Consider the following 23,725-nt stretch of genomic DNA (forward strand, 5'->3'; position numbering starts at 1 on the left):
CGCGCAGTTGTCGGTGAAGTAAGGACAAGACACAATAGGGGCGAACGCTATAGGGGCAGCTATAGAGGCAACGGTGGAGCCATGCGGGTAAAGAGGTTATGAGTAGTTTAATTGGAAAACGCCTGCAGGGGGGTAAATATAAGCTGGAGTCGGTGTTGGGCCGAGGGGGCTTTGGGCTGACGTTCAAAGCCCACCAAGCCTATTTGGAGCAGGTCGTCGTCATCAAGACGTTGAATGAGTCTTTTTGGACAGCGCCTAACCTAGAGGATTTGCAAAAGCAGTTTCAGGATGAGGGCAGGCGACTAGCCCTATGTCAGCACCCTAATGTGGTGCGGGTGACTGACTTTTTTGTAGAAGATTACCTGCCCTACATGGTGATGGACTACATTCCAGGGCGATCGCTCTACGATATTGTGTTCGACCATCCCAACGGGCCGCAGCCACTCAGTGAGGCGATCGCACTCAGGTATATCCAGCAAATTGGCAATGCCCTACAGGCCATCCATACAAAGGGGCTGCTGCATCGAGATGTCAAACCGCAAAACATCATGGTGCATGAGCGCACCAAAGAGGCGGTCCTGATTGACTTTGGCATCGCCCGCGAACTGACGCCAAACCCAGCGAAAACGCATACCAGTATCGTCTCAGAAGGCTATGCTCCGATCGAGCAATATCTGCCAAAGGCGCAGCGATCGGCAGCAACCGATGTGTATGGCCTAGCTGCCACCTTGTATTTGCTGCTGACAGCAGAGGTGCCAGTAGCCGCAGTATTGCGCGATCGCACGCCGATGATTCCGATCCAACAATTGCGCCCCGAAATTAGCCCGGTCGTTGTCAACGCGATCGCCCAGGGCATGCAAATTGAGCTAAAAGATCGACCCCAGTCCGTTGCCAGATGGTTATCGCTCCTGACCACTCCACAAAAGCCAGGCCAACAAAAAACGGGACAGCAGAACGCAAGTTGGCAAGACCCAAGCTTCAGCCATTCACAAACGCCCGCCCCCAATAGTCAGCCACTGCTGCCACTGCCCGCTTCTCCATCACAGTTTCCGACCAAAGTCGTCGCACCCGCCTACCAAACAGATCCTTACCAAACAGACTATCGCTCTGCTAAGACCTCTACCAACGCCTCTACCAACGCACCCGTCAACACCGCCGCGAAGACAGTTGTCGTGCCAGTACCCAGAAAGGCAGAGACTGCGATCGCACCCAATCAGCCAATTAATCAACCCGCTAATCAAGCAGACTACAACAGCACTCAAAAGCAGGGAAACGGCTGTGGTTTGTTTATTGTCGCTTTGGTGTTGACCGGGCTCGCTGCAGCAGGTGGTTTTTGGGTAGTCCAACAGATTCTAAGTAGAGATGCAGATGCTCCGACGCTTGAGCCAACAGAAATCGAAGTTCCAGAGCCCGTCCTAGAAGAGCCAGTTGAAGCCGACTTAGAAGAGGATGAGGGAGAAGACGCTGAAGAACAAGAAGAACCTGAAGAGCTCGAAGCTGTAGATGAAAACCTAGAAGAGCCAGATGAGGAAATTCCACTGCCTCCTGAGCCCGAACAGCCGAGCGACACTGGCGAACAAACGCCGCCACTGCTATTAGAAGACAGTGGCAATCCAGGCAATGCCCAACCTGGAGCCTCCAGTGAGATTGTGCCTATTCCCGGCTTCCCCCCCGGCAGCTCTAGAAACAGGGTTCAAAGTCGACTGGGAAGTCCGAACCGGGCTGCAACTGTCAACGGCTTTCCGATAGAAGTCTATAATCTTATGCCTAACCGGGTCAGACTTGCTTATGTGTTCGATCCTCAAACGAGGAGAGTTCAACAGACAGAAGCGACCTTCTCGCCAGCCATTGATCGCTATCAGATCCGAACGGCGCTGACGTCTACGCTTAAAGGTGGCTCTACTCTAGAAATTGAAAGGGGTCTGTATGCGGTGGTTGATGGCAAGCGCGATCGCTATGACTTTACCACTCAGCGATTATCTGGCACGATTAGGCGTAATCGCCACGGCCACATCCACATCTATGTACGAGACTGAATATTCGATGCTAAGTCTTGTGCGATTCATAGAAAAAGCCTAGAGTTTGATGGCATCGATACTACGACTGACCGCCAGACTCTAGGCATGTGTGGTGTGAGGAGAAAAGGATGCCTCTGCCAATGAAGCTTCGGAACCCTCAGAGAAAATGAAGAGGATAGGCACCCAGACTTAAAGAGTGACAGCCCTGAGCGGAGAAGGACGGCTCAGGGCTGAACTCAACGTTTTGGTGGCTGGGAGGTACCTGTTTAGCGAAGACGGAAACCGAGGGCTGAGCGGAGTCGAAGTCCGGCTAGGTTGTGCCTTCGACTCCGCTCAGGCAGCGTAATATGCTGCTTTTAGTCTAGGTACGCTAAGAGAGCGGCTTGACAGGAGCGGTCCCAGCCGCCAAAACTCAATGTTTATACCAAAGTTACTTCGTACGAGTATCGAGACTAGCAAGCCGCGTTGCTTGAACATCGTCAACTGCCTTTGTTTGATTGTTGAGGAACTCCAGCCGAGCATCTTGAAGGTTATCAATAGCCTTTGTCTGATTATTAAGGAACTCTAGTCGAGTCTTTTGAATATCATCAACTGCTTTGGTCTGGCTATCTAGATGAGCTAGTCGAGTTTTTTGGACGTCGTCAACAGCCTTTGTCTGATTATCGAGGAATTCTAGGCGTGTAGCTTGAACATCGTCGACAGCTTTAGTTTGACTGTCGAGAAACTCTAGTCGAGTCTTTTGAATATCATCAACGGCTTTAGTTTGCGTGTCGAGAAATTCTAGGCGGCGTTGTTGAAGAGAAGTCGGGATGACGTCAGCGGCATTGGCAACAGGTGCAAAAGCGAGGGTAGCAGCGGTCAAAGCGAAAGCGGATAAGAGGATATTTTTCATGAGCTGGCTCCTTAGGAATCAATGTGGAAATCAATGTGTTTGCTTCATTGATTTAATAATGCCAGCGCCGAGCGGTAGGGTAGTGAGGGCGAAGTAAGGGGTAACTGAGCGTAAGTGAATAGGTTCGGATGAAAGCACCCAGCTAATCCTCAGCCTCTGCTCATAAACCAACTGGTTCGCACTGGGCGGCGTCCGAAAAGTGGTGTTCTAGGCAATAGTCTGCAAACACAGGTCAGCTTGGCAATTTGATATCTAGCCAGAAAATCCAACTTTGCGTAGAGGTTGCTATACACTTTGAGCGATATACTTAGCGGCTCAAATATAGGCAGTACTTTTATGGCGACAGTCTCTACGTCAACCCCTGATCAGTGGCACACGCTCGGCATTGATGAGACAGCAGCGACACTTGACGCAAACATCACAGATGGACTGTCGAGTGCAGAGGCAGACGATCGGCTGAATCAGTATGGTCCTAACGAGCTAGTAGAAGCTGGAAGACGCAGCCGCTGGCGGATCTTGGTCGATCAGTTTGCCGATATTATGCTGATCATGCTAATCGCGGTGGCGATTGTGGCAGCGGTGCTAGATGTGCGGGCCGAGAATTTTCCGAAAGATGCGATCGCGATTGGTGCCATCGTCCTTCTAAACGCGGTTTTAGGCTACTTTCAAGAAAGTAAAGCAGAAGATGCTTTGGCCGCGCTCAAAGGACTCAGTGCTCCAAACGTTGCTGTGCTGCGCTCCGGCAAGGCTACGGAGGTCTCAGCCAAACAGCTAGTGCCAGGAGATTTAGTTTTAATAGAAGCGGGCAATCAAATTGCAGCAGATGGTCGTCTGCTAGAATCCGCTGCCCTGCAAGCGAGAGAATCGGCTTTGACTGGCGAAGCGACCGCCGTAGAGAAGCAGGCCAACGCTACCCTGCCGGCTGATACTAATCTAGCTGAGCAGAAAAATCTGGTCTTTCAAGGCACAGAGATTGTTCATGGTCGCGGCAAGATGCTGGTGACTAGGACGGGCATGAACACTGAGCTAGGCAAAATTGCCACGATGATTCAGTCCGTGTCTGAGCTGAGAACGCCTTTGCAGCAGCGATTAGATCAGCTAGGCAAAACACTGGTGATCGGTTCGCTTTCTTTGGTGGCCTTGGTGGTCATCGGTGGCTCGCTGGCAACGGGCTGGTCTGCCTTTGAAGAGCTGCTGACGGTATCTTTGAGTATGGCCGTAGCGGTGGTTCCAGAAGGCTTACCCGCTGTGATTACGGTAACTTTGGCCCTGGGCACGCAGCGCATGGTCAGGCGGCAGGCGCTGATCCGACGGCTGCCAGCAGTAGAGACACTGGGCTCGGTAACGACGATCTGCTCTGATAAAACAGGCACGCTGACGCAAAACAAAATGGTGGTGCAGCAGGTTCATGTGCCGGGACTGCCGTTTGAACGTGACTTTGAAGTGAGTGGGCAGGGCTACGCGCCAGAGGGTGAATTTCGACTAGACGAGAAACCAATTGCGCCTCTAGAAAAGTCAGTGCTAGCTCTACTGCTGTTGGACTGTGCGCTTTGCAACGATGCGGCTTTGCAAACTGAGGTTGATGACCAGGGTGAGCACAAATGGGCCATTGTTGGCGATCCCACAGAAGGCGCTTTGGTGACGCTAGCCGCGAAAGCGGGCTTGGAGAAAAAGACATTAGACTACGAATTTGAGCGCCTAGCAGAGTTTCCGTTCTCTTCTGAGCGCAAGCGGATGAGCGTGGTGGTGTCGGTGCCACAGGGCAATCGACTGGGCATTGATGCGCCGTATGCTGTGTTTGCTAAAGGGTCGGCGGAGCTATTGCTAGAGTGCTGCAGTCGGTTTGGCAAGGGGGCGCGATCGCTGACCGCAGCAGATAGAACAGAAATTCTAGAAAAAGTGGAATCTTTCGCCGCCGCAGGGGGCCGGGTATTGGGCTTTGGCTATCGCCCGGTGACAAAAGATCTCGCTACAGCAGATGTCAACAGCGTTGAGCAATTCACGGAAGCAGATGCAGAGAAAGACTTAATCTGGCTCGGCGCAGTCTCTATGATTGATGCCCCGCGCCCAGAAGTGAGAGAAGCCGTCAAACGCTGTCAGCAAGCTGGCATTCGCCCGGTAATGATTACCGGGGACCATCCCTTAACCGCCAAAGCAATTGCCGCAGATCTCGGCCTAATCACCGGAGAAACGAGTGCTTTCTCTGGCCAGCAGATAGAAGCGATGAGTAAAGAAGAGCTGGAAACTGTTGTTTCTACAACCAGCATTTATGCCCGCGTCTCGCCTGAGCATAAGCTGCGAATTGTGCAGGCGCTGCAGGCTCAAAAACAGGTAGTAGCGATGACAGGAGATGGCATCAACGATGCGCCAGCTCTGAAGCAGGCAGATATCGGTATCGCTATGGGCATTACGGGCACCGATGTCAGCAAAGAGGCTAGCGACATGGTGTTGCTAGACGATAATTTTGCTTCGATTGTGGCGGCTACAGAAGAAGGTAGAGTCGTCTACGGAAATATTCGTAAGTTTGTTAAATATATTTTGGGCTCGAACATTGGCGAAGTGATTACGATTGCGCTTTCTCCTTTGCTGTTGCCGATTGTGGCTGTACCGCTGACGCCACTACAAATCCTATGGATGAATCTGGTCACAGATGGCTTTCCAGCTTTGGCCCTAGCGCTAGAGCCATCAGAGCCGAACATTATGGACAGGCCGCCCCATGACCCAGAAGAAAGCATTTTTGCCAGGGGGCTAGGCGCGTATATGCTGCGGGTGGGCATCGTGTTTGCGATTCTGGCCATATCGCTGATGCTGTGGGCGTATGGCTATACCCACAGTGAAACGGGGCAGTCGATTGGCAACCCGGAACGATGGAAGACGATGGTATTTACTATGCTGTGTTTGTCTCAAATGGGTCATGCGATCGCCGTTCGTTCTAGCAATCGACTAGCGATAGAGATGTCTCAATTCTCTAACCCCTATGTGCTACTAGCGGTCGTAGCCACCACTGTCTTACAGCTATTGTTGATCTACGTTGCTCCTCTGCGAAACTTTTTCGGCACGTACTATCTATCGGCAACAGAGCTGCTAGTTTGCGTAGGCTTTAGCTCACTGCTATTTGTCTGGCTAGAGCTAGAAAAACTGTTCATTCGCAGCCGCCGCCAAGGCCCGACTCAAAGTAGCCTCAAGTCAAAAGTTTGATCCAATCAATAGGCTGATTCGATCAAATAACCTAACCAAATCACGCAGTATAAAGCTGGCTCAAGCCCAACTTCGTCAGACCCTTGCGGTAGGCGATAGAGGTTTGGTCAGCTTCAATATGGGTTTCTACTCTCAGATCGAGCGGTAGATCTTCTGGATATTGCGCTTCGACGATCTCTTTGTCTTCGTTGAAGATTTGATAGTTGAACTCATAGACCGGTTCGAGCGGCTGATCTTTGTCAAAGTTGCGGGCGATCGGGCAAAAGACGCGGGTCTGGCGAGCAGACACCGGAGAGGCAGCGTTGAGAATGCACAGACGGCCCCCCTCGGGGAAATGAACCCTGAGTAAAGCGGTAAAGGGTAGAAATACCTCGAAGGCACGAAGCCACTGAAAGTCTTTTGGGGCGCGGTGCTGGAATCCTTTTGGAAAATTGCTAACGTTGCTGATGTAGTCGGCTTTGAGTCCGTAGGCAGTGGGCGTTACGCTGTAGCTGGGAACGACAGGGTTGTTGCGATCGCCAAATGATTCTGCATGCACCCAGGCAAAATGGGCCACATCTAGAAAGCCTTCCATCTGCCGCCCCGCCGCCGCATCCACGTCAACAGAATCCGGCAAAATTGGCTGATAGTCATTCTCTTCCCACTCAGGAAAAGCAGGCAGCGGCGTACTTTCATCTCCTCTTAGCGTTGTCCAAATTAGGCCATAGGCTTCTTTTACAGGGTATGTCTGCAGGCAAAGCCGAGCTGGAATTTTAGCCTCTGGATTAGCAGGTATTCGGGTACATTGACCGCTGGCGCTATAGTGAAACCCGTGATACTTGCAGATAATCTGTTCATTCTCAACGTGGCCCATGCTCAGCGGCACGCCTCGGTGAATGCAGATATCGTTCGCGACACAGAGCTGCGAATCAGGCGAGGGTGAGGTTCGCCAGACCACTAGGCGCTGATCGAGCAGCATGGTGCCAATCGGCTCAGTTTTGACATCTTTACTGAAGGCAATGGGATACCAGAAAGGTGCGATCGCATCCCAATCCGTCTTAGAAAAAGTACAGTTCTTTGGATACGGCTTCTTTTTACTAGAAGTTCCTCTGCTGCGGACTTCTTTGGTAAGGGTTGAAGAATTAGCTACTGTCATCTTCTCAAGGACTCCATACTGCATGCAATACTGCATTAATCTTAGGGCCGATCCTGACGGAAGCGTTCCAAACGTTCTGTTATATACATCACTATTCAGACTATGGTTAGAACTATGAGTTATGCATAGGCGGTGTTAGGTGCCGAAACCAGATGCTGGCAACTGACAGATTTCCATAGCTTGAATCAAGCCATGCTCAAGGGTAAAGCGGTGACCGACCTGTTCATCGGCGAGTACGGCCCCAGCCAGATCGCGCACGACCTGATGCACCTTAACTAAGACCTGCCCATCTTCCTCCAGGTGAAAGGCAACTGGCTCAACCTGTGGGTTGATCTCGTTCCACTGCTCCATCCAGTAAGCGCAGACTGATTCAGGCCCATGGACAACTCCCCCTTTGAACGCTCTCGGCCAATGCACGTCGGCAGTCATGACAGCAAGGGCGGCGTCAATGTCTCGCGCGTTAAAGGCCGCATATGCTGCGTGTAGCAGCTCAATCTTTTTAGCTTGATTTGTCATAAGTCGGTCTGGCATGAGAGCTAGGTAGAGGAAAGTAGACGACTTTACGGTAGTCTTAGCCTCACCCTGCCGTCTCATCCAATTCTGCTAAAATTATCCTAATCCTGTTTTGGATGTGCCTTGTCTGGTGTGTGTGCCTGAGATCCGACACCCTAACTGGGTTCAAACCGATCATGAATCATGCTACTTCCCCAATCGACCTTACCAACCAGCAGGAAGTCACACGACTACTTCCACAGCCGCCCCTAGTCGATAGCTATCATACGGGATGGAAAGGGTTAACCTTCACTCATTACTGTCATCCTCCCCACCAAACAGTGGAGCATGGCCTCCTACAGCATTCACTGGTGATCACAGACCCCAAAAGTTGCTTTCAGGCAGAGCGGCGTTTTGACGGCAAATATAAAAGCGCCGCTCACGGTAACGGCCAGGTAGATATTATTCCAGCATTTCTCAATCACCAGACAAGCTGGTATCAGGAAGTCGAATTTTCAGTAATTTCAATTTCTCCAACCTTGTTGAATCAGACTACTCAGCAATCGACAGAGCGTGATATAGAACTGATTCCGCAGGTTGCGATCGATGATCCGGTAATCGGTCAGTTAGCCCTAGCGCTCAAGATAGAAATCCAAACGGGGTGTCTGTCTGGCAGGCTGTATGGAGAGTCATTGGGAACTGCGATCGCCGCTCGTTTAGTACAGAACTATGCAGTTAATAAGCCCAAGCTCAAAGCCAACGGTTTGCCCCCATCGCAGTTAGCGCGAGTGGTTGATTATGTGAAGGCAAATTTGGCACAAGATTTATCCATTTTGGATCTAGCGACCCTGACTAACATGAGCGAATCTCACTTTAGCCGCTGCTTCAAGCAATCAGTAGGAATTGCGCCCTATCAGTACCTGATACAACAACGTGTGGAACAAGCCAAGCAGCTACTAAAACAGCAAGCCTCGAAGCAGGCCCTCTCAATTAGCGCCATTGCCCTAGACTGCGGCTTTGCAAATCAAACTCATCTTACAAAAGTCTTCCGTCAGATCACAGGGACAACACCCAAAGCCTATCAAAAGCAGTGGTAGATAACCAGGAACTTAGCACCAACAACTCTCAACTATCCACTGCATTTGAATTGTTAGGCGTTGGGCAACAGCGGCAAACGACGAATCCGAATACGGCTAGGCTCAATGGTAACGGCTGAACCCTGCTCTAATTCCTCTGCACACTCATTAATTGTTGTCAGTAACAGGTCCGCCAACGCGCGAGCACGTAATCTCTCAATCCGAATGCGAATGACTGAGGGAGAAATGGCTTCATCAAGTGCTAGCAACGTATGAAAATCTGCATCAAGCGTAGTAACAACATACCCTTCATCTCTAGCTTTCTGGATGATTTCTATATCTTCGGCTTCAGCCATGTCCACTTCACCTACGTGGGTAGTATCAATACCTGCATCGCGTAATAACGCTGCTGCAGAGAGCGGTAATCCCTGATCAAGCAACAGCTTCATAGCGATTGGATAACTCGATAATGCGATCGTCCAAATAGGAAGAGACAAAAATTAAGGCTTGCTGGATGTCTTCATCTTCTAGCTCTGGAAACTCTTGATGTAATTCTTCTCGATTAGGATAAATTGCTAGTAGCTCAATCACCCGACGAACCGTAAGGCGAAGATTGCGAATGCAGGGTTGCCCGTTCATCCGTTTTGGATTGCTCGTAATACGATCTAGTCTCATAAGGTAACTACTCAGGCTCTATATATAGTTTTCAACAATGCTAAAAGCGCTACCAGTAGTGGTTAGATGTCTGATTGTTCTAAATAAAACTACAGAAATTCTCAATAGTCCTTAAATATCTCGACTTATTGAGAATTGTTTTTTCGGAAGAATTGGCTGAAACTTCGATATGACAGGCTTAGACAGGTTTTCATGTACCCCCTGAGTAGTTACCTCATAAGAATAGTACCAACTTTATTACTATCTTAACCTCTAACAAAGATGAGGCTTAACCTACCATGTCAGCTTAGCTTTTCGTCCGTTTGCTGCCTTGATATCTGACAAACAACTACAAGATCTGTCTCCAGTCCGGCGGAGCTGCCAGCTTATGGCCCTTAAAGAGTCTGCCGCCACTTCTCTCCAAAACTTCCTCAGCTAGGGTTATCACTTGAGTAGCACGCCCCGTCGTAAATAGCGCCTGGAAGGATTCTTCGAATCGAACTGCAAACTCAGGATCTACTTCTCGTAAGCGTCGCGGAATTGTTTTGCCCTTGGCAGACCATAATTGTCTCGAACGCAGAAAGTGGTTAGCAAGCTGGGAAAATAGCACCGTTGCTGAAGCAATTTGCTCTGCGCGTGAACGTGGCGCATAGAGATCATCAACGATGTCGGTAATCGCATAGCGAGAGTTATCAACATCCAGTGCTTGCCAGTGTGGCGGGCCTTTGGCAAGCACTGACCGCGCTAGCGCTTTGATAAAGGATGAGAAGTCTGACGCTGCTGGCACTTCGACGCCCTCGTTCACCATATTGGCAAGTGATGGTACGCCATCAGCACGATCCAAGTCAAAGAAGTAATGCAGCGTTTCTGGATCATGCACGAACGCTTCAACTGGCCAGTCATCGAATCTGAAAGACTCCCGATAGGCGTTTTCCAGTCTTCGAAAAATCACAACAAGATCGAGGTCAGACGTCGGTGTGCTTTCACCTCGGATAATTGAGCCGGACAGAAATATGACTTCCGATCCTGGATATCGTTCAGCGTGAATTGCTTTCGTGGTTCTAACCAAGCTGTTGTTCATCATTAACTCTCACTATGCAACCCTTCTGCTGCCTAATAGCAAAAGTGAGCGGCAGCAGTCATCACCAAAGGGGAGCAAGAAATCTCTGTACCATCTGCTCTACAGCCATGTGTGATATTGCATTGCTAGGTGGCGCTATGATGTTTCAGATTTACTGTGTCCATCCAGCCATACGCAATCTCAATAAGATTAGCGCCTCCCCTTTCAATCTCTTTTTCATACACTTTTTGTCCTCCAAGCGTTTCATAGAATCGACACGCAGGATTCTGGGCTAATACCCATACCAGCATGGAATGAATCTCCGTTTGGCTTAGCTTCTGTGCCACCACCCGAACCAACTCACGCCCAATTCCTTGCTGTTGATGACTCTTTAGAACATAGATCGCATTTAGCTCGCCTCGATAAACCGGATCGCCTGCGCGTTCTACTTCACCGTTTGCAAAGCCGACAATTTTGCCTGATTGACTCTCTGCGACATAAGTGAAGTTGCTGTCTTTTGCAGCGTTGTTTAGGACTTGATGCCAGCCGTTCTCTCGCTTTTCGTAGGATAGATTTGCCAAAATCTCATCTGGGACAATCCCTCGATAAGTGGTTCGCCAAGTATCCACGTGGACTCGTGCTATTGCAGGGATGTCATTACGGATCGCCTCTCGCACAATCATACATCTACTACCTTTAAGTGTCCGTCACAAATGACAGTAGCTCGATACATCTGAATAATGACTTCATTGCCATCGCCTAACGTCACCAAATCCTGAACATCCAAGGCAAACCCATCGAGTCAATCATAGTACTCTTGGCTAAACTTTGAATGACTTTCATGCTCCACCTAATAGGCGGAATTAGGCGCATCAAAGGTTTCGGCGATAGTATTGATACAGCTAGTCGCTCATCAGGTTAGTGCTTTAAAGTGAGGGAGTAGTTTGCTAAACAGTTCTCGTATGAGTTTGGAAGTGCATCGTGGAATTTATCTGCCACCGCCAGACAGAATGAAGTATCCAGCTTCAGCAGAGCATTGCCTGACGCTTCATATTGCGAATTCCGATCTAGCAGAACTGAGTCTGAATGATGGCAAAAGACGCAGCAGCAAAACTTATCCAGGGTTATTTACTTTCATTCCCGCTCAATGTTCTTCGGAATGGTGGTGGGAAGAAAAAGTAGAGCTATTAGAAATCGATTTGTCACCCGCTTTACTAGAGAAAACTGCGATCGCATCTAGTGATAAAGTCCCCCAGCAGATTGAACTTATTGATCGCTTTGCTATCCGCGATCCTTTTCTCGAACAGCTTACTTTTGCGCTTAGCGCTGAGTCAAGCGGTGCTGAATCAGGCAGTGCTGAATTAGAAAGTAATGCTGCTGGTAATCGTCTGTACTTAGAATCGCTGCAAACGGTATTAGTCACCCATCTACTACGCAATCATTGCTCTGTTCCAATCACCACTTCTTCAGTATCAGGAAAGTTGTCAAAAGGCAAACTCAAGCTAGTTGTTGATTATATTCAAGATCATCTCAATTTCAATATAAGTCTAACTGAGCTATCAGAAATGGTTCAACTTAGTCCTGATCATTTCAGAAAACTATTTAAACAAAGTACGGGACTCTCTCCCCATAAATATCTGCTGCAGTGCCGCATTGAAAAGGCAAAACAACTTCTTTCAAACGAGCAGTGGACGATCGCTGAAATCGGGCAAATGGTCGGATTTTTCGATCAAAGTCACTTCACTAATACTTTTCGTCGCCATACAAACTATACGCCCCGTCAATATCGCCTTCGGATATAGAGACAGGTCAAATCCGAAGCCTGAAGAACACCAAATTTTACAAGTTTTCGCTCTAATTTCCAAGATCTTTAGAGTGTGGCTAACCTATGCTGATTTTTAGAGAAGGATTTTTCAATTAGCAGGGTTTGCAATGACATTGTTCATCTCTACTCAAAAGACAGTCAAGAAATAATCACTTAGCGCCTACAGAGAAAACAATGAAAATAGCTATCAGCGGAGCTACCGGTCAAGTCGGCAGCAAAATTGTTAGTCAACTAATAGATGAAGATAGCTGTGAACTGGTGCTTTTATCTAGAAGGGGAGTTGGGCTAGAAGAAGCTGAAAGGAAAGGAGCAACTGTTTACACTGGCGACGTTAAAGAACCGGCTTTTTTACGAGAAGTGTTGGCTGGGGTAGACACTTTTTATCTAATGTTTCCTCCTCAAAATAAGGTGGATGACGTTATCGGCCACTACCAGATAATTTTAGATAATGCGATCGCTGCTATCAAAAAGCATCACATTCCTAGAGTAGTGCTGCAATCTTCCTATGGTTCACATTTATCTTCTGGTACTGGCCCGGTTGTCGGTACTTATCTGGCAGAAAAAGCTCTGAGGACACTAGATATTGACTTTACGGCTGTTCGACCTAGTTATTTCATGGAAAATTTTCTGTGGTTTGCCGACTCGATTCGCGAAAATGGCGCTGTTTTTCTACCTATTTCTGGTGAAGCATCGACTTGTTTTATGGCAACTCAAGATATTGCCAAAGCAGCTGCCGAAGTGATTTTAGATACTCAATGGCACGGAAACCAGATAAAAGAACTTCACGGTCATTGCGATCTGACGTTTGATCAAATTGCTCAAATAATTGAAAAAGAGCTGAATTTTCCAGTCAAGCATGTTGACTTAAGCGATGAAGAAGCAATCTCTGCTTTCGTTGCTCCTGAAGTTGGGTTTAGCCGTCCCTATGCTAAAGCGTTTGTTGAGGTACATAGAGCCATTGAGAATCAATGGTTAAGACCTGAATTTCCTCATAGTCAAGAAACTGAAACAATGGCTTTCGACCGCTTTGTTCGAGATTTTCTCAGGCCAGCGATTGCCGATACAAAATAATTGAGCCGCTCAATCATCAACCCACTTCAAATCATGTCATCAGCTAATATTTCATCCCCACAGCTGCCGGAATCAGAGCCAGAGTCAGAACAACAGCAGGAAAAGCATAGCTTCCTAACAGGGAAACTGCCCGGATGGTTTCTAGCTATCTTACTGATAGGTGGAGGCGTAATAGGCGGAGGCGTGATTTTATGGCAAGTGTTTGTTACTGGCTCTGCACAAACAGCCGAATCTGGTATAGAAGCGCCACCACCCACATCTGTTGAGACTACAGTTCTAGCATCGGGTGCGGGTAACAGACAGGTGAGGTTGCTAGGACAAGTGGAGGCCGGAGAAAGGGCAACGCTGAGTCCGCAGCTAGACGGTACGGTGCATAGCGTTTCGGTGAGAGAAGGCGATCGCGTCACGCCAGGAATGACAGTCGCCGTTCTAGACGATGCCGATTCCAGATTGGCTTTGGCTGAGGCACGAGCAAGACTGGCCCAAGAAAGAAGCAATTTGGCCAGGTTACAAGTCGGTACTCGCCCTGAGATACTCGCCCAAAGAGAAGCGGAATTAGACGCCGCTAGAACGAGAGAATTGGCAGCGCAAGACAACCTGGAACGGATATCGAATTTGACTGAACAGGGAGCGTTATCTCAAAGAGATTTAATCGAAGCAAGCGCTGAAGCCAGTGCTGCTAGAAGCGAAAAATACCGCGTTGAGGCTCTTTTGGCCGAGGCGCAAGCAGGCGCTACCCAAGAAGAAACTGATGCTCAGCAAGGTTTAGTAGATGCTGCTAATGCAGCTGTTGAACAAGCGCAGTTGAGCATGCAGCGCACAGAGATCAAAGCAGCCTTTTCAGGAATAGTCCAGTCGCGGGAGGTCGACCCTGGCGATTACGTCGAAGTCAGCGATTCTGTCTTGACTATTGTTAGCGATCGCACGCTAGATATCTTTTTAGAATTACCTGAAAGCTTAAGCGGTCAAGTCGCCCCAGGAATGTCCGTCACCCTCAATGCTAGGGCTCTACCCGACTGGCAACAGGCAACTAGAATTACCGCTGTAGTTCCCACCGCTGACACAGCGTCTCGTCGGCAGCGTGTGAGAGTGAGTTTGGATGATCCGCCGCCAAGATTGGTACCAGGCATGGCAATTCAGGCAAGTTTAACGATGCCTATTGACAGCGTTGGCAGCTTTGTCGCGCCTCGTGATGCGTTGACCAGGCGGGGCGACGAGTGGTTGTTGTTTATGATTGAAAATGATAGGGCGCGAGAGCTTGAAGTAGAAATAGTTGCAGATTTAGGGCAAGAAGTCGTCATTGCAAATTCTGAATTGAGAGAGGGTCAAATTGTTGTTATTACCGGTGGTGATGGTTTAGCGAATGATGCTGCGGTGCAGGTCGTTAATTAGAACAGCGAACATCAATCAACCACTAACTATCTAAGAAAATGAGTTTAATCAAAACCGCCGTTCGATGGCGACACGGCACAGGCGTTTTATTTTGCCTTTTAGCACTCTTTGGCGTTCTGGCACTATTCCAATTGCCCCTAGAGTTACAGCCTGGCGGCGACCTCCCCGAAATTAGCATCGCCACGCCCTATCTAGGTGCTTCTCCGGCAGAAGTAGAAGACTTGGTAACTCGCCCGATCGAAGAAAGACTCGAAGAGGTCCAGGGTGTCCAGGAAATTACCAGCACCAGTAATGCGGGCATCAGCAATATCGCTGTTGAATTTGAATGGGGTAACGATATTGATCGTTCCTTAGTCGATGTGCTCAACAAATTACAGCAGGTTGAAGCCTTACCGGCAGAGGCCGCCGAATCTGATGTAGAGGTGGTTAGCGGTAGCAGTGATGCGATGATGTGGGTTGTTTTAGTGCCAAAGGAAGGTTTTACCGCTGATGATTATCACTATCGAGATTTAGTTGACGATGTGATTGTGCCGCGCTTTCGTCAGGTTCAAGGCGTGGGGCAGTTTTTCATATCGGGAGGCAGAGCTAGAGAAGTTGAGGTGATTGTCGATCCTAAAGCCCTAGCCGATCGCAATCTTACCATCGGTGATGTGGCGACAACCCTGCGTAACAACAACCGTGACATTCGAGGAGGACCACTAGTATTAGGACGAAGAGAGTACCGGGTACGGACAGTCAGTCGAATAGAAGATGTGGGACAGTTAGAGGGGTTTGTGCTGCGTCGAGATGAGTCGGGAACGGTCTATCTGGGTGATGTTGCCGAAGCCCGTATGGGACGCGCCATCCAAGATCGCGCCCTCACTGTAAACAACGAACCTGCGGTCGCGACAGGCATCGTACGACAGGTGGGGGGAAACGTCCCCGAGATATCCGCAGGGATTAGAGAAGCCCTCGTAGAACTAGAAGAGAGATTTGATCGCGAGGGAGAAGGGATTACTTTTGAGATTGTTTATGATGAAAATGACTACATCAATGAGTCGATCTCTTTTGTTCAGAGTAATCTAATTATTGGGGCGGTGTTAGCGGCGTTAGTGCTGCTGCTGTTTCTGGGCTCGCTACGAACCGTAGGGGTGATTGCGATCGCTATCCCCACTACTCTAATCACGGTCTTCATCGTCTTCTATCTCTTAGACCGTACGCTCAATGTCATTAGCTTAGCGGGATTAGCTTTTGCCGTTGGGATGGTCGTAGACAATGCCATTGTTGTTTTAGAAAACGTCTTTACTCACATGCAGCAGGGCAAAACGCCGATGAGAGCTGCGATTGACGGCACACAGGAAGTCGGCGGTGCAATGCTCGCGTCTACCCTAACGACTGTCGCTGTGTTTGCGCCGATCGTGCTAGTGACTGGAGAAGCCGGGCAGCTCTTCTTTGATATCGGGATTGCGCTTTCTGCTTCGGTGCTATTCTCCCTGTTTGCTGCCTTGACCCTGATTCCAATGCTGGCAGGTCTCTTTCTCAGCCGATCCGAAGCCGAACAAATGCTGTCAGGTGGAGAGTATCGAGGCGGAAATTGGTTAGAGCGAACTGTCGCTCAAACTTCGGCTGTATTTCGCCACTTTCAAGGTAGATTAGAGCAATTTATCTTAAAGACAGTACAGTGGTCGATTGGTAGAGGAAAATTAAAACGTCGCCTGATCGTTCTATCACTCCCCGTCGTCTTATTATTCGCTAGCTTTCTCCTATTACCGCCCGCCGACTACTTACCAGAAGGCAATCGTAATATGATTATCTGGCTAGCCGAACCCTTTCCGGGTACGAGCATTCCCGAAGGGATTGAACTGTCTCAAGCGCCCAGAGATTTTATGAGCGCTCAGCCGGAAATCTTACATACCGTTTCTGTACATCGTTCGAGCGACAGATTCATTGGCGGTTTCCTCAAGTCTGAAGAAACAACCAGCAACAAGCTAGATAATCTAGTCAGTCTTCTGGGCGCTAAAAGCAGCGACTTTCCGGGCTATCGCTTCCTTGTCCCGATACGCGCCTCTATTTTCGAAAATCCAGGCAAAGAATTTGAAGTACAAATCATTGGTGCAAACTTAGAAGAAATAGACGCACTACAAGAACAAGTCAGACAACAAATCAGTGAACTATCAGGCATTGAAAATGTTCGTTCCAACTTTGTCACTGGCGCACCAGAATTGCAGATAATACCCAACCGCGAACGTTTGGCAGAAGTGGGTCTATCTGAAGGTGAAGTCGGTGAAATGGTACAGGCTGCTTTGGGTGGGCTGAGGGTCTCAGAATTTGTCGATGGGAAACGCGAACTAGATGTTTCGGTTGAACTGCGAGATACCTTTGTAGAAACGCCCGAACAATTGCGACAGCTAGCCATTTATAACGGCAATGGTCAAAGCATTCAGCTAGCCGACGTTGCTGAAGTATTAGAAACAACCGGGGCAGATGCCATTAACCACGTGGGTTTAGAAAGATCGATCACTTTGACCGCCTCTGTCTCCAGAGAAGCGCCACTAGGTGCATTAGTTGACCAAGTAGAACAAGACATCCTTGAGCCGCTGCGTACAGCACTCCCTTCAGGTGTCAGAGTTGAGCTAGCAGGGTCGGCAGACGTTTTGAGTGAAACGCTCTTTCAGTTAGGCTCTATCTTCTTACTTTCTCTCTTAATCACTTACTTACTACTGGTTGCGCTGTATCGCTCTTTTGTCTACCCGCTGTTGATTATGGCAACTGTTCCGATGGGTCTGACGGGTGCGTTGCTTTGTCTGGCGATCGCAAACACTATTCCCGGAGTCGTCGTTCCGTTAGACATGATTACAGGGTTAGGGTTTGTCATTCTCACTGGGGTAGTGGTAAACAACGCAATTCTGCTGATTGACCGGGCCCTTCAGCTTCAAGAAGAAGGGATGGAATACGATGCCTCTTTGTATTGTGCGGTGCGCGATCGCTTACGACCCATCTTCATGTCCGCCGGGACGAGCGTTCTCGGCATGCTACCGCTAGCAGTCCTTCCAGGGAAAGGCGCTGAGCTTTATCAGGGCTTAGGTATCGCACTAACGAGTGGTTTGGCTTTATCTACTTTCTTAACGCCGACAGTCATTCCTGCACTGATGGGGTTAACACGAGATTTTCAGTCTAAAAGGAATCAGAAAGTGAAAGATTACAATCGAGAAAAAGACGTGGAATTAACGTTAGGTCAACATCAAAACAATTGAGCCCAAATTTTCGTACAAGAGTTTCCCTAGTTTTTTACACAGCACAAAGTCATGAGTAACAAAATCACAAAAATAGCTATTGCCTCACTAACCGGGCTTTTGGCAACGGTGGCAGTCGCTGCCAAAACAAATCTTCAGTGGACAGACGCATCGCCCCTTCCCGTAGAAAGACAAGAAATTTATGCTGATGTCAGAGACGACAGAATATACACCCTCGGTGGCTTGTTTGCAGGCGCACAAAACGTTGGAGACGATTTTCTCGAATATGACGCATCTAGGGATGTATGGACTGAGCTAAGCCCCTTGCCGGAAACGCGCCATCACGTTGTTGTCTCTATTATTGAAGACAAACTGTATGGAATCGGTGGATTTGCGGGAGGCTTTCCTGGCTGGGAAGCCCAGAGCGACGTATTTGTTTACGACTTTAATACTGAGGAATGGACTGAAAGTACGCCTCTACCAGAACCGCGCGGTGAACATACGGCTGCGGTTATAGATGGGAAGATTTATGTGGCGGGCGGGCGCTTTAAAGGAACGCCTGAGTCGGCAGATTTCAACAGCCATTTTGATACGGCTAGCATGGTAGTTTTCGATCCTATTGCAGAAGAGTGGTTATCTGCGCCTGATATGCCGACTGCTCGAAATAGCCACGCAGCGGCAGTTATTAACGGGAAAATGTACGTCGTTGGCGGGCGACAATTTACAGAACAAGAGAATGGTGAGTATGCAAACGTCAATGTAGCGAGCCTTGAGGTTTACGATCCGGCAGCAGAAAGCTGGGAAACCCTTGCCCCACTCCCCCAAGCCGCAGGGGGAATAACCGCAGCAGTTCTAGACGGGAAGCTCTACGCCTTCGGCGGTGAACAATGGGTTCCAGAGAAAACGGTAATTGCTGAATCCTGGGTTTACGATCCGGCGTCAGACCAGTGGACTGCGGCTCCAGACATGCCAACGCCACGTCATGGAATCGCGGCAGGAGTAATTGGTAACCGGATCTATGTATTAGGTGGTGCAACAGAAACTGGAGCTGGGGCCGTTAGTACAAACGAGACTCTCGTAGTGCGCTGATTGAAGCTTGAAAGTGTCCCACACAAAATGCGCCTCTCCTCACGCCATGCTCAGGCATCAAACTTACTAGCTGATACCAACCAATACTGAATGGCCAAATTCCGCAGCTGCTCTGTAGCAATCAATGAGACCTTGTAGCTCAGATGTTAGGCTTTCCCTCCACGCTTCTATTGGTCTCCTAGATCCAAGATCGAAGCTTGCAACCAGACGCTCGATCTCGATATGCTTCATCAATTCTGCTAGCTGTTGCGAAATCTGATGCGAGACGATGTAAAGGTCTGATTCGTAGCAGGGTTCTGTTTCGTGAACCCATCTTTCTGCTCCCGAAATGGCTATTCTTGCCAGCTCATTTGCCTGTGCTTCATGGCGTGAATTAAACGCTGTTAATAACAAAGCTTCGTGGATCTCATGCGTCTTTTCAAGATAGCCTGTGGGAAATCTTTGTACATTTAGTAAGCGTTCTCTTAATCTTTGAATAGCAACTGGAGACTGGCCCTCTGTGATTTCTTCAATCTCACCATCATCGATTTGTTTGAACCACCAGTACATTCCTGAGCCGTATCCCCACAGGCGACTAAACACTGCCCTGAGTTCTTCGTCCTGTGACAACTGCGAAAGGATAGAGTCAGGAACTACTTCATAATAAGTCGAGATGCCCATAGTTACGCCTGGTGCATAGTGAAACAACAGTGCCAGATGAAACAACAGTGCCAGATGAAACAACAGCGCAAAGTAAAAAGCTCACTGTTGAGGAGAGTGTTCAGCAACGGCAGGTTTAGGAAGACAGTGATGTTGTTATTCATTTTAACTGCGTTCTTGGATATGCTAACTTTTGAAAAAGTTTTGGGGATAGAAGTTGAACACAGCAATTTCTGATTACATCAGGCCCAGTTTTGAGCAATCGATTTAGGTAATGTACTGGTATCAAAATTATGGTTGCTCTAATCAAACCAAAGACGATATACTAGCTTCTTCTGGCAATTTCGCTGTTTTGTCCAAGACGGAATTCTAAGATAAAACGTTGAAGCGCTCAATCAAGAGCCGCAGTAAAAAGAGCCATCGCTGAAAAGCGATGAAACAAGAGCGATTATACGGTCATATGCTGCGAGAGTCTCTATCAGACCTTCTAGGCTTTGCCGTTTTGGGATAGGCCCCACATTGCAACATCCTCTCGGTGAGTAGGTTTCTACCCTTCACACTTCAAACGGGACAGGCAATTCAAGGCTGCTTTATCGCCCTTGTATTACATGCCTGTGTCACCCTACCGAGTCCATAACCTGACCCATTTTCCTTCAGTTCGTTTAGTTAGTGCCTAGTCGTCTAGACACAGATGCTGAGGCAAACAGCTATTGAAGCAAACAGCGACTAAGTTGCGCTCAATCACGGATGGTCTGCACTTAGCACTCCATTCGCTTGCCTTGTTTCGCTTTTCTTGGTGTGCTCTCTAAGATTCTGGGCGTTTCGGCATCAGATAATCTCTGGCACTAATCTTTGGTGGCCTAGCTTCAAGCAGAATCTGCTTTTGACGGCACTCTCGACTCAATCTGACATTTTTTATCACCTTACGTACCTAGAATCTAGGTTGTTTTTCACATGCCCGCTACCGAAACATCTTTCAAAGATCTCTCACTGATTCCTGCTGTCCTCCAATCCTTAGACGATGCCGGCTACGAGTCACCGACACCGATTCAGGCGCTTACCATCCCACCGATCTTGGACGGCCAAGATATCATCGGCCAAGCGCAAACCGGCACCGGTAAAACCGCCGCCTTTGCCCTCCCAATCCTCTCCCAAATCGACGTCTCTAATACCGATCCCCAGGCTTTGGTGCTAGCCCCCACCAGAGAACTCGCCCTGCAAGTCGCTGAAGCGTTTCAGGGCTATGCCTCGCATATCAAAGGCTTTCATGTGCTGCCGATCTACGGTGGGCAAAGCTATCAGGTTCAGCTCAGGCAGCTCAGAAGAGCGGCGCATGTGGTCGTCGGAACACCTGGCCGGGTAATCGATCACATTAAACGTGGCACGCTAAAGCTAGACAATCTCAAGTTCTTGGTGCTGGATGAAGCCGATGAAATGCTGCGGATGGGCTTTATTGACGATGTGGAGTGGGTGATTGCTCAAACGCCTAAATCCCGCCAGGTGGCGCTGTTTTCGGCTACTATGCCCAACGCCATTCGCAAGATCGCCCAAAAGTATCTCAACTCGCCCCAAGAGCTCGCGGTCAAAAACCAATCCAAGACAGCTGATACTATTCGTCAGCGCTTCTGGCCTGTCAGCGGCTACCACAAGCTCGATGCCCTTACCCGCATTCTAGAGGTCGAAGATTTTGACGGCATGATCGTTTTTGTCCGCACCAAAGTCGCCACCGTCGAGCTGTCCGAAAAGCTAGAAGCTAGAGGCTACAACACTGCCCCTTTGAGTGGAGATGTCCCTCAAAACCAGCGCGAGCGCACCGTAGAGCGGCTAAAGCAAGGCAAGCTCGATATTCTGGTCGCCACTGATGTCGCCGCTAGGGGATTAGACGTAGAGCGCATCAGCCATGTGATTAACTACGATATGCCCTACGACCCTGAAGCCTACGTTCATCGGATTGGGCGCACGGGCCGAGCGGGTCGAGAAGGTGAAGCCATCCTATTTGTCACTCCGCGTGAGAAGCGCCTGCTAAATTCAATTGAGCGCTCGACGAAGCAAAGAATCGAGCGGATGGAGATGCCTTCTACCGAAGTCGTCAACGATCAGCGAATTGAACGCTTCAAGCAAAAGATTACCGACACGCTGGCTCAAGAGGATTCGGCTTTCTTCACTAAAATTTTGGAGCAGTATGAGCAAGAACATGATGTGCCAGCGATTGAGATTGCGGGCGCGCTGGCGAAGCTATTACAAGGCGATGAGCCATTGCTGCTAGAAGAAAAGGCGTTAGGAAAGGGTGGACCAAAGCGCCGCGATGCCGGTTCTGGTGCGGCTACGCAAAGCGTAGGCATGGAGCGCTTTCGTATCGAGGTGGGTAAAGAACACAGCGTGAAGCCGGGTCATATTGTCGGTGCGATCGCCAACGAAACTGGCCTTGCCAACAAATATATCGGTCGCATCAGTGTCTACAACGACTACAGCACCGTCGATCTCCCTATCGGCATCCCCAAAGAGACCTTCGACCTGCTCAGGCGCGTAGAAGTCTTAGGCAATCCAATGAACATCACCAGCCTAGGCAAAACCCGCGACGATGGCAACTGGCGCGAAGGTAAGCCCAAGCGCCGCCGTAATACTAGAAGCGGCCCTCCTTTCAAAAAGAAGCGCCGCAAAGATAAGGCATCTGTTTAGGTCGGATTTCGACTCCGCTCAACTCTCGGGGCACAAGTTCTGCAAGTATCTAGCACTTGTGCCCCCTAGCCTGTAGGCCGAGCGGAGTCGAAGCCTAAAACCCTGCCTCACGGAAAGACTGATACGCCTTCTCTGGATGGTACAGGTGACACTGGCTAACGATGTCCATCATCAGCTTCCAGGTAAACTTGCGCTCAACAATGTGCTCGCCCCAGTTCTCTTTGAGATTGGCATGGGCGGCGCGGAGGTTGTATGAGGGGATGCCGGTCGAAACGTGATGGGGAACGTGGACGTTGATGTCGTGGCAGAGGAATTCCACCCAGCGAGGATAAGTGCAGTGAACCGTACCGGCTAGCTGCGCTGCTCCCGCATTCCACTCGGCTTCTGGCAGAAACTGAATTTCGGGAATGGTGTGATGCACGATGGTAAACGTGCTCATCCAAAAGTGGTAAACCATCCAGGGCACCAGCCAGAACTTGACGAAGCCCCAAAGGCCAGTTGTAGCAATCAGAATCGGGAAGGCAACAGCGGCGAAGATAGCGACTACGACAATTGAGAAAAGCGCTTTGGCGCGATCGCGTTCTCTAAAATTCCGTAAGTCAAAGTGATACATCGCCCAGTGGCCAATCGAGCCCATCCACCAAAAGTAGCTGCGGATGCTGCGCTGAAGAAACCGCATGACTGGAGAATAGCTGAGGTAATCTTCGATGCGTAGCGGCGTCCAGGCATTGTCTTCTTCCATCTTGTTGGTGTGCAGATGGTGATGATCGTGCAGCAAACGCCAGCAGTGAAACGGATAGATCAGCGGCAAGAAAGCCAAATGACCGACTAAATCATTGACCCAGCGCTTCTTGGCAAAAGAACGATGGCCCGCGTCGTGGCCAATCACAAAAAAACCGGTCAGCGCCGTACCGGTAAAAAACCAGCTAAAAGGAAGCAAAAATGAAGGGAGAAAAACGATGGCGCAGTAGCCCAACACGACGGCTGATACGCTGATAAGAACGTGCTTCCAAGCTTTGCTCGAATCTTTCTCAAAGTAGACCCGAGGAAGGCTACGGATAATCTCTTTGAGCTGCAGGGATGCTTCTGGGGTCTCGGGACGCACAGTCGCAAACCTTTCTGTTGTGGCGGTCAAAAGTCAACACTCCTTTGAAGGTCGAAAATAAAGATCGAAAAAGCACCTCGTTTCGTTAAGCGATCGCTCCTTTGAATCAAAAATGCTTCAGAAACCTTAACATTTATCACCTCACTGAGGGAGGGAGATAGCGAAGTTATACGGCATTTTTCGTACAT

General features: G+C 49.2%; 18 protein-coding genes. 9 read left to right on the forward strand and 9 right to left on the reverse strand.

Annotated features, from left to right (window positions below; all coding sequences use genetic code 11):
* Nucleotides 1–98: 98 nt before the first annotated feature.
* Nucleotides 99–2,036, forward strand: a complete 1,938-nt coding sequence (locus IQ256_RS00640; RefSeq protein WP_193853213.1) for a serine/threonine-protein kinase — start codon at nt 99–101, stop codon at nt 2,034–2,036.
* Nucleotides 2,037–2,448: 412 nt separating this feature from the next.
* Here IQ256_RS00640 and IQ256_RS00645 read toward each other — a convergent pair whose 3' ends face one another.
* A complete protein-coding gene (locus IQ256_RS00645) occupies nt 2,449–2,910 on the reverse strand; it encodes a hypothetical protein (RefSeq protein WP_193853214.1) in 462 nt (153 codons plus the stop codon).
* A 336-nt stretch (nt 2,911–3,246) separates the two neighbouring features.
* Between IQ256_RS00645 and IQ256_RS00650 the strand changes: the two genes are divergently transcribed.
* Nucleotides 3,247–6,108: a cation-translocating P-type ATPase gene (locus IQ256_RS00650; protein ID WP_193853215.1), complete on the forward strand. Its 2,862-nt coding sequence runs from the start codon at nt 3,247–3,249 to the stop codon at nt 6,106–6,108.
* 40 nt (nt 6,109–6,148) lie between these two features.
* On the opposite strand, the gene IQ256_RS00655 is transcribed toward IQ256_RS00650, so the two are convergent.
* Both IQ256_RS00655 and IQ256_RS00660 read right to left on the reverse strand, forming a co-directional pair.
* Entirely contained in the window at nt 6,149–7,243 is a 1,095-nt protein-coding gene (locus tag IQ256_RS00655; protein WP_193853217.1) for an aromatic ring-hydroxylating dioxygenase subunit alpha, read from the reverse strand.
* A 135-nt stretch (nt 7,244–7,378) separates the two neighbouring features.
* The gene (locus IQ256_RS00660; RefSeq protein WP_228024438.1) at nt 7,379–7,774 is read right to left on the reverse strand and encodes a nuclear transport factor 2 family protein; all 396 of its coding nucleotides are present in this window, start codon (nt 7,772–7,774) and stop codon (nt 7,379–7,381) included.
* 158 nt (nt 7,775–7,932) lie between these two features.
* Between IQ256_RS00660 and IQ256_RS00665 the strand changes: the two genes are divergently transcribed.
* Complete coding sequence (locus tag IQ256_RS00665) at nt 7,933–8,832, forward strand: AraC family transcriptional regulator (RefSeq protein WP_193853219.1); 900 nt, start codon at nt 7,933–7,935, stop codon at nt 8,830–8,832.
* A gap of 53 nt (nt 8,833–8,885) precedes the next feature.
* On the opposite strand, the gene IQ256_RS00670 is transcribed toward IQ256_RS00665, so the two are convergent.
* The 4 genes from IQ256_RS00670 to IQ256_RS00685 form a co-directional block, all read right to left on the reverse strand.
* Entirely contained in the window at nt 8,886–9,260 is a 375-nt protein-coding gene (locus IQ256_RS00670) for a DUF5615 family PIN-like protein (RefSeq protein ID WP_193853221.1), read from the reverse strand.
* Complete coding sequence (locus tag IQ256_RS00675; RefSeq protein ID WP_193853223.1) at nt 9,244–9,486, reverse strand: DUF433 domain-containing protein; 243 nt, start codon at nt 9,484–9,486, stop codon at nt 9,244–9,246. The genes IQ256_RS00670 and IQ256_RS00675 overlap by 17 nt, the downstream gene beginning before the upstream one ends.
* Before the next feature lie 328 nt (nt 9,487–9,814).
* Nucleotides 9,815–10,546 carry a nucleotidyltransferase domain-containing protein gene (locus IQ256_RS00680; RefSeq protein ID WP_193853225.1) on the reverse strand — a complete coding sequence of 244 codons (732 nt, stop codon included), beginning with the start codon at nt 10,544–10,546 and terminating at the stop codon, nt 9,815–9,817.
* A 125-nt stretch (nt 10,547–10,671) separates the two neighbouring features.
* Nucleotides 10,672–11,208, reverse strand: a complete 537-nt coding sequence (locus IQ256_RS00685) for a GNAT family N-acetyltransferase (protein ID WP_193853227.1) — start codon at nt 11,206–11,208, stop codon at nt 10,672–10,674.
* Nucleotides 11,209–11,487: 279 nt separating this feature from the next.
* Here IQ256_RS00685 and IQ256_RS00690 point away from each other — a divergent pair, with 279 nt between their 5' ends.
* From IQ256_RS00690 to IQ256_RS00710, 5 genes are all read left to right on the forward strand, one after another.
* Nucleotides 11,488–12,327: a helix-turn-helix transcriptional regulator gene (locus IQ256_RS00690; protein ID WP_228024439.1), complete on the forward strand. Its 840-nt coding sequence runs from the start codon at nt 11,488–11,490 to the stop codon at nt 12,325–12,327.
* A 197-nt stretch (nt 12,328–12,524) separates the two neighbouring features.
* Entirely contained in the window at nt 12,525–13,421 is an 897-nt protein-coding gene (locus IQ256_RS00695) for an NmrA family NAD(P)-binding protein (RefSeq protein WP_193853231.1), read from the forward strand.
* A gap of 33 nt (nt 13,422–13,454) precedes the next feature.
* Nucleotides 13,455–14,813, forward strand: a complete 1,359-nt coding sequence (locus tag IQ256_RS00700) for an efflux RND transporter periplasmic adaptor subunit (protein WP_193853232.1) — start codon at nt 13,455–13,457, stop codon at nt 14,811–14,813.
* Between the two features lie 38 nt (nt 14,814–14,851).
* A complete protein-coding gene (locus tag IQ256_RS00705) occupies nt 14,852–18,046 on the forward strand; it encodes an efflux RND transporter permease subunit (protein ID WP_193853234.1) in 3,195 nt (1,064 codons plus the stop codon).
* 51 nt (nt 18,047–18,097) lie between these two features.
* A complete protein-coding gene (locus IQ256_RS00710; RefSeq protein ID WP_193853236.1) occupies nt 18,098–19,114 on the forward strand; it encodes a kelch repeat-containing protein in 1,017 nt (338 codons plus the stop codon).
* 66 nt (nt 19,115–19,180) lie between these two features.
* Here IQ256_RS00710 and IQ256_RS00715 read toward each other — a convergent pair whose 3' ends face one another.
* On the reverse strand, nt 19,181–19,774 hold the full coding sequence (locus IQ256_RS00715; RefSeq protein WP_193853238.1) for a hypothetical protein: 594 nt from the start codon (nt 19,772–19,774) through the stop codon (nt 19,181–19,183).
* Between the two features lie 933 nt (nt 19,775–20,707).
* On the opposite strand from IQ256_RS00715, the gene IQ256_RS00720 reads away from it, so the two are divergent.
* Complete coding sequence (locus IQ256_RS00720) at nt 20,708–22,432, forward strand: DEAD/DEAH box helicase (protein ID WP_193853240.1); 1,725 nt, start codon at nt 20,708–20,710, stop codon at nt 22,430–22,432.
* Between the two features lie 94 nt (nt 22,433–22,526).
* Here IQ256_RS00720 and IQ256_RS00725 read toward each other — a convergent pair whose 3' ends face one another.
* Nucleotides 22,527–23,567 carry a fatty acid desaturase gene (locus IQ256_RS00725; RefSeq protein ID WP_193853242.1) on the reverse strand — a complete coding sequence of 347 codons (1,041 nt, stop codon included), beginning with the start codon at nt 23,565–23,567 and terminating at the stop codon, nt 22,527–22,529.
* Nucleotides 23,568–23,725: the final 158 nt, after the last annotated feature.

Source organism: cf. Phormidesmis sp. LEGE 11477, from assembly GCF_015207105.1.
Taxonomy (GTDB): Bacteria; Cyanobacteriota; Cyanobacteriia; order Phormidesmidales; family Phormidesmidaceae; genus Phormidesmis.

Excerpts from the sequence above, each read along its gene's own strand:
- IQ256_RS00655 (WP_193853217.1), bottom strand. The coding sequence starts at position 7,243 with ATGACAGTAGCTAATTCTTCAACCCTTACCAAAGAAGTCCGCAGCAGA.
- IQ256_RS00680 (WP_193853225.1), bottom strand. The coding sequence starts at position 10,546 with ATGAACAACAGCTTGGTTAGAACCACGAAAGCAATTCACGCTGAACGA.
- IQ256_RS00670 (WP_193853221.1), bottom strand. The coding sequence starts at position 9,260 with ATGAAGCTGTTGCTTGATCAGGGATTACCGCTCTCTGCAGCAGCGTTA.
- IQ256_RS00715 (WP_193853238.1), bottom strand. The coding sequence starts at position 19,774 with ATGGGCATCTCGACTTATTATGAAGTAGTTCCTGACTCTATCCTTTCG.
- IQ256_RS00665 (WP_193853219.1), top strand. The coding sequence starts at position 7,933 with ATGAATCATGCTACTTCCCCAATCGACCTTACCAACCAGCAGGAAGTC.
- IQ256_RS00685 (WP_193853227.1), bottom strand. The coding sequence starts at position 11,208 with ATGATTGTGCGAGAGGCGATCCGTAATGACATCCCTGCAATAGCACGA.
- IQ256_RS00700 (WP_193853232.1), top strand. The coding sequence starts at position 13,455 with ATGTCATCAGCTAATATTTCATCCCCACAGCTGCCGGAATCAGAGCCA.
- IQ256_RS00640 (WP_193853213.1), top strand. The coding sequence starts at position 99 with ATGAGTAGTTTAATTGGAAAACGCCTGCAGGGGGGTAAATATAAGCTG.
- IQ256_RS00660 (WP_228024438.1), bottom strand. The coding sequence starts at position 7,774 with ATGCCAGACCGACTTATGACAAATCAAGCTAAAAAGATTGAGCTGCTA.
- IQ256_RS00645 (WP_193853214.1), bottom strand. The coding sequence starts at position 2,910 with ATGAAAAATATCCTCTTATCCGCTTTCGCTTTGACCGCTGCTACCCTC.
- IQ256_RS00705 (WP_193853234.1), top strand. The coding sequence starts at position 14,852 with ATGAGTTTAATCAAAACCGCCGTTCGATGGCGACACGGCACAGGCGTT.
- IQ256_RS00690 (WP_228024439.1), top strand. The coding sequence starts at position 11,488 with ATGAGTTTGGAAGTGCATCGTGGAATTTATCTGCCACCGCCAGACAGA.
- IQ256_RS00650 (WP_193853215.1), top strand. The coding sequence starts at position 3,247 with ATGGCGACAGTCTCTACGTCAACCCCTGATCAGTGGCACACGCTCGGC.
- IQ256_RS00720 (WP_193853240.1), top strand. The coding sequence starts at position 20,708 with ATGCCCGCTACCGAAACATCTTTCAAAGATCTCTCACTGATTCCTGCT.
- IQ256_RS00710 (WP_193853236.1), top strand. The coding sequence starts at position 18,098 with ATGAGTAACAAAATCACAAAAATAGCTATTGCCTCACTAACCGGGCTT.
- IQ256_RS00675 (WP_193853223.1), bottom strand. The coding sequence starts at position 9,486 with ATGAGACTAGATCGTATTACGAGCAATCCAAAACGGATGAACGGGCAA.
- IQ256_RS00695 (WP_193853231.1), top strand. The coding sequence starts at position 12,525 with ATGAAAATAGCTATCAGCGGAGCTACCGGTCAAGTCGGCAGCAAAATT.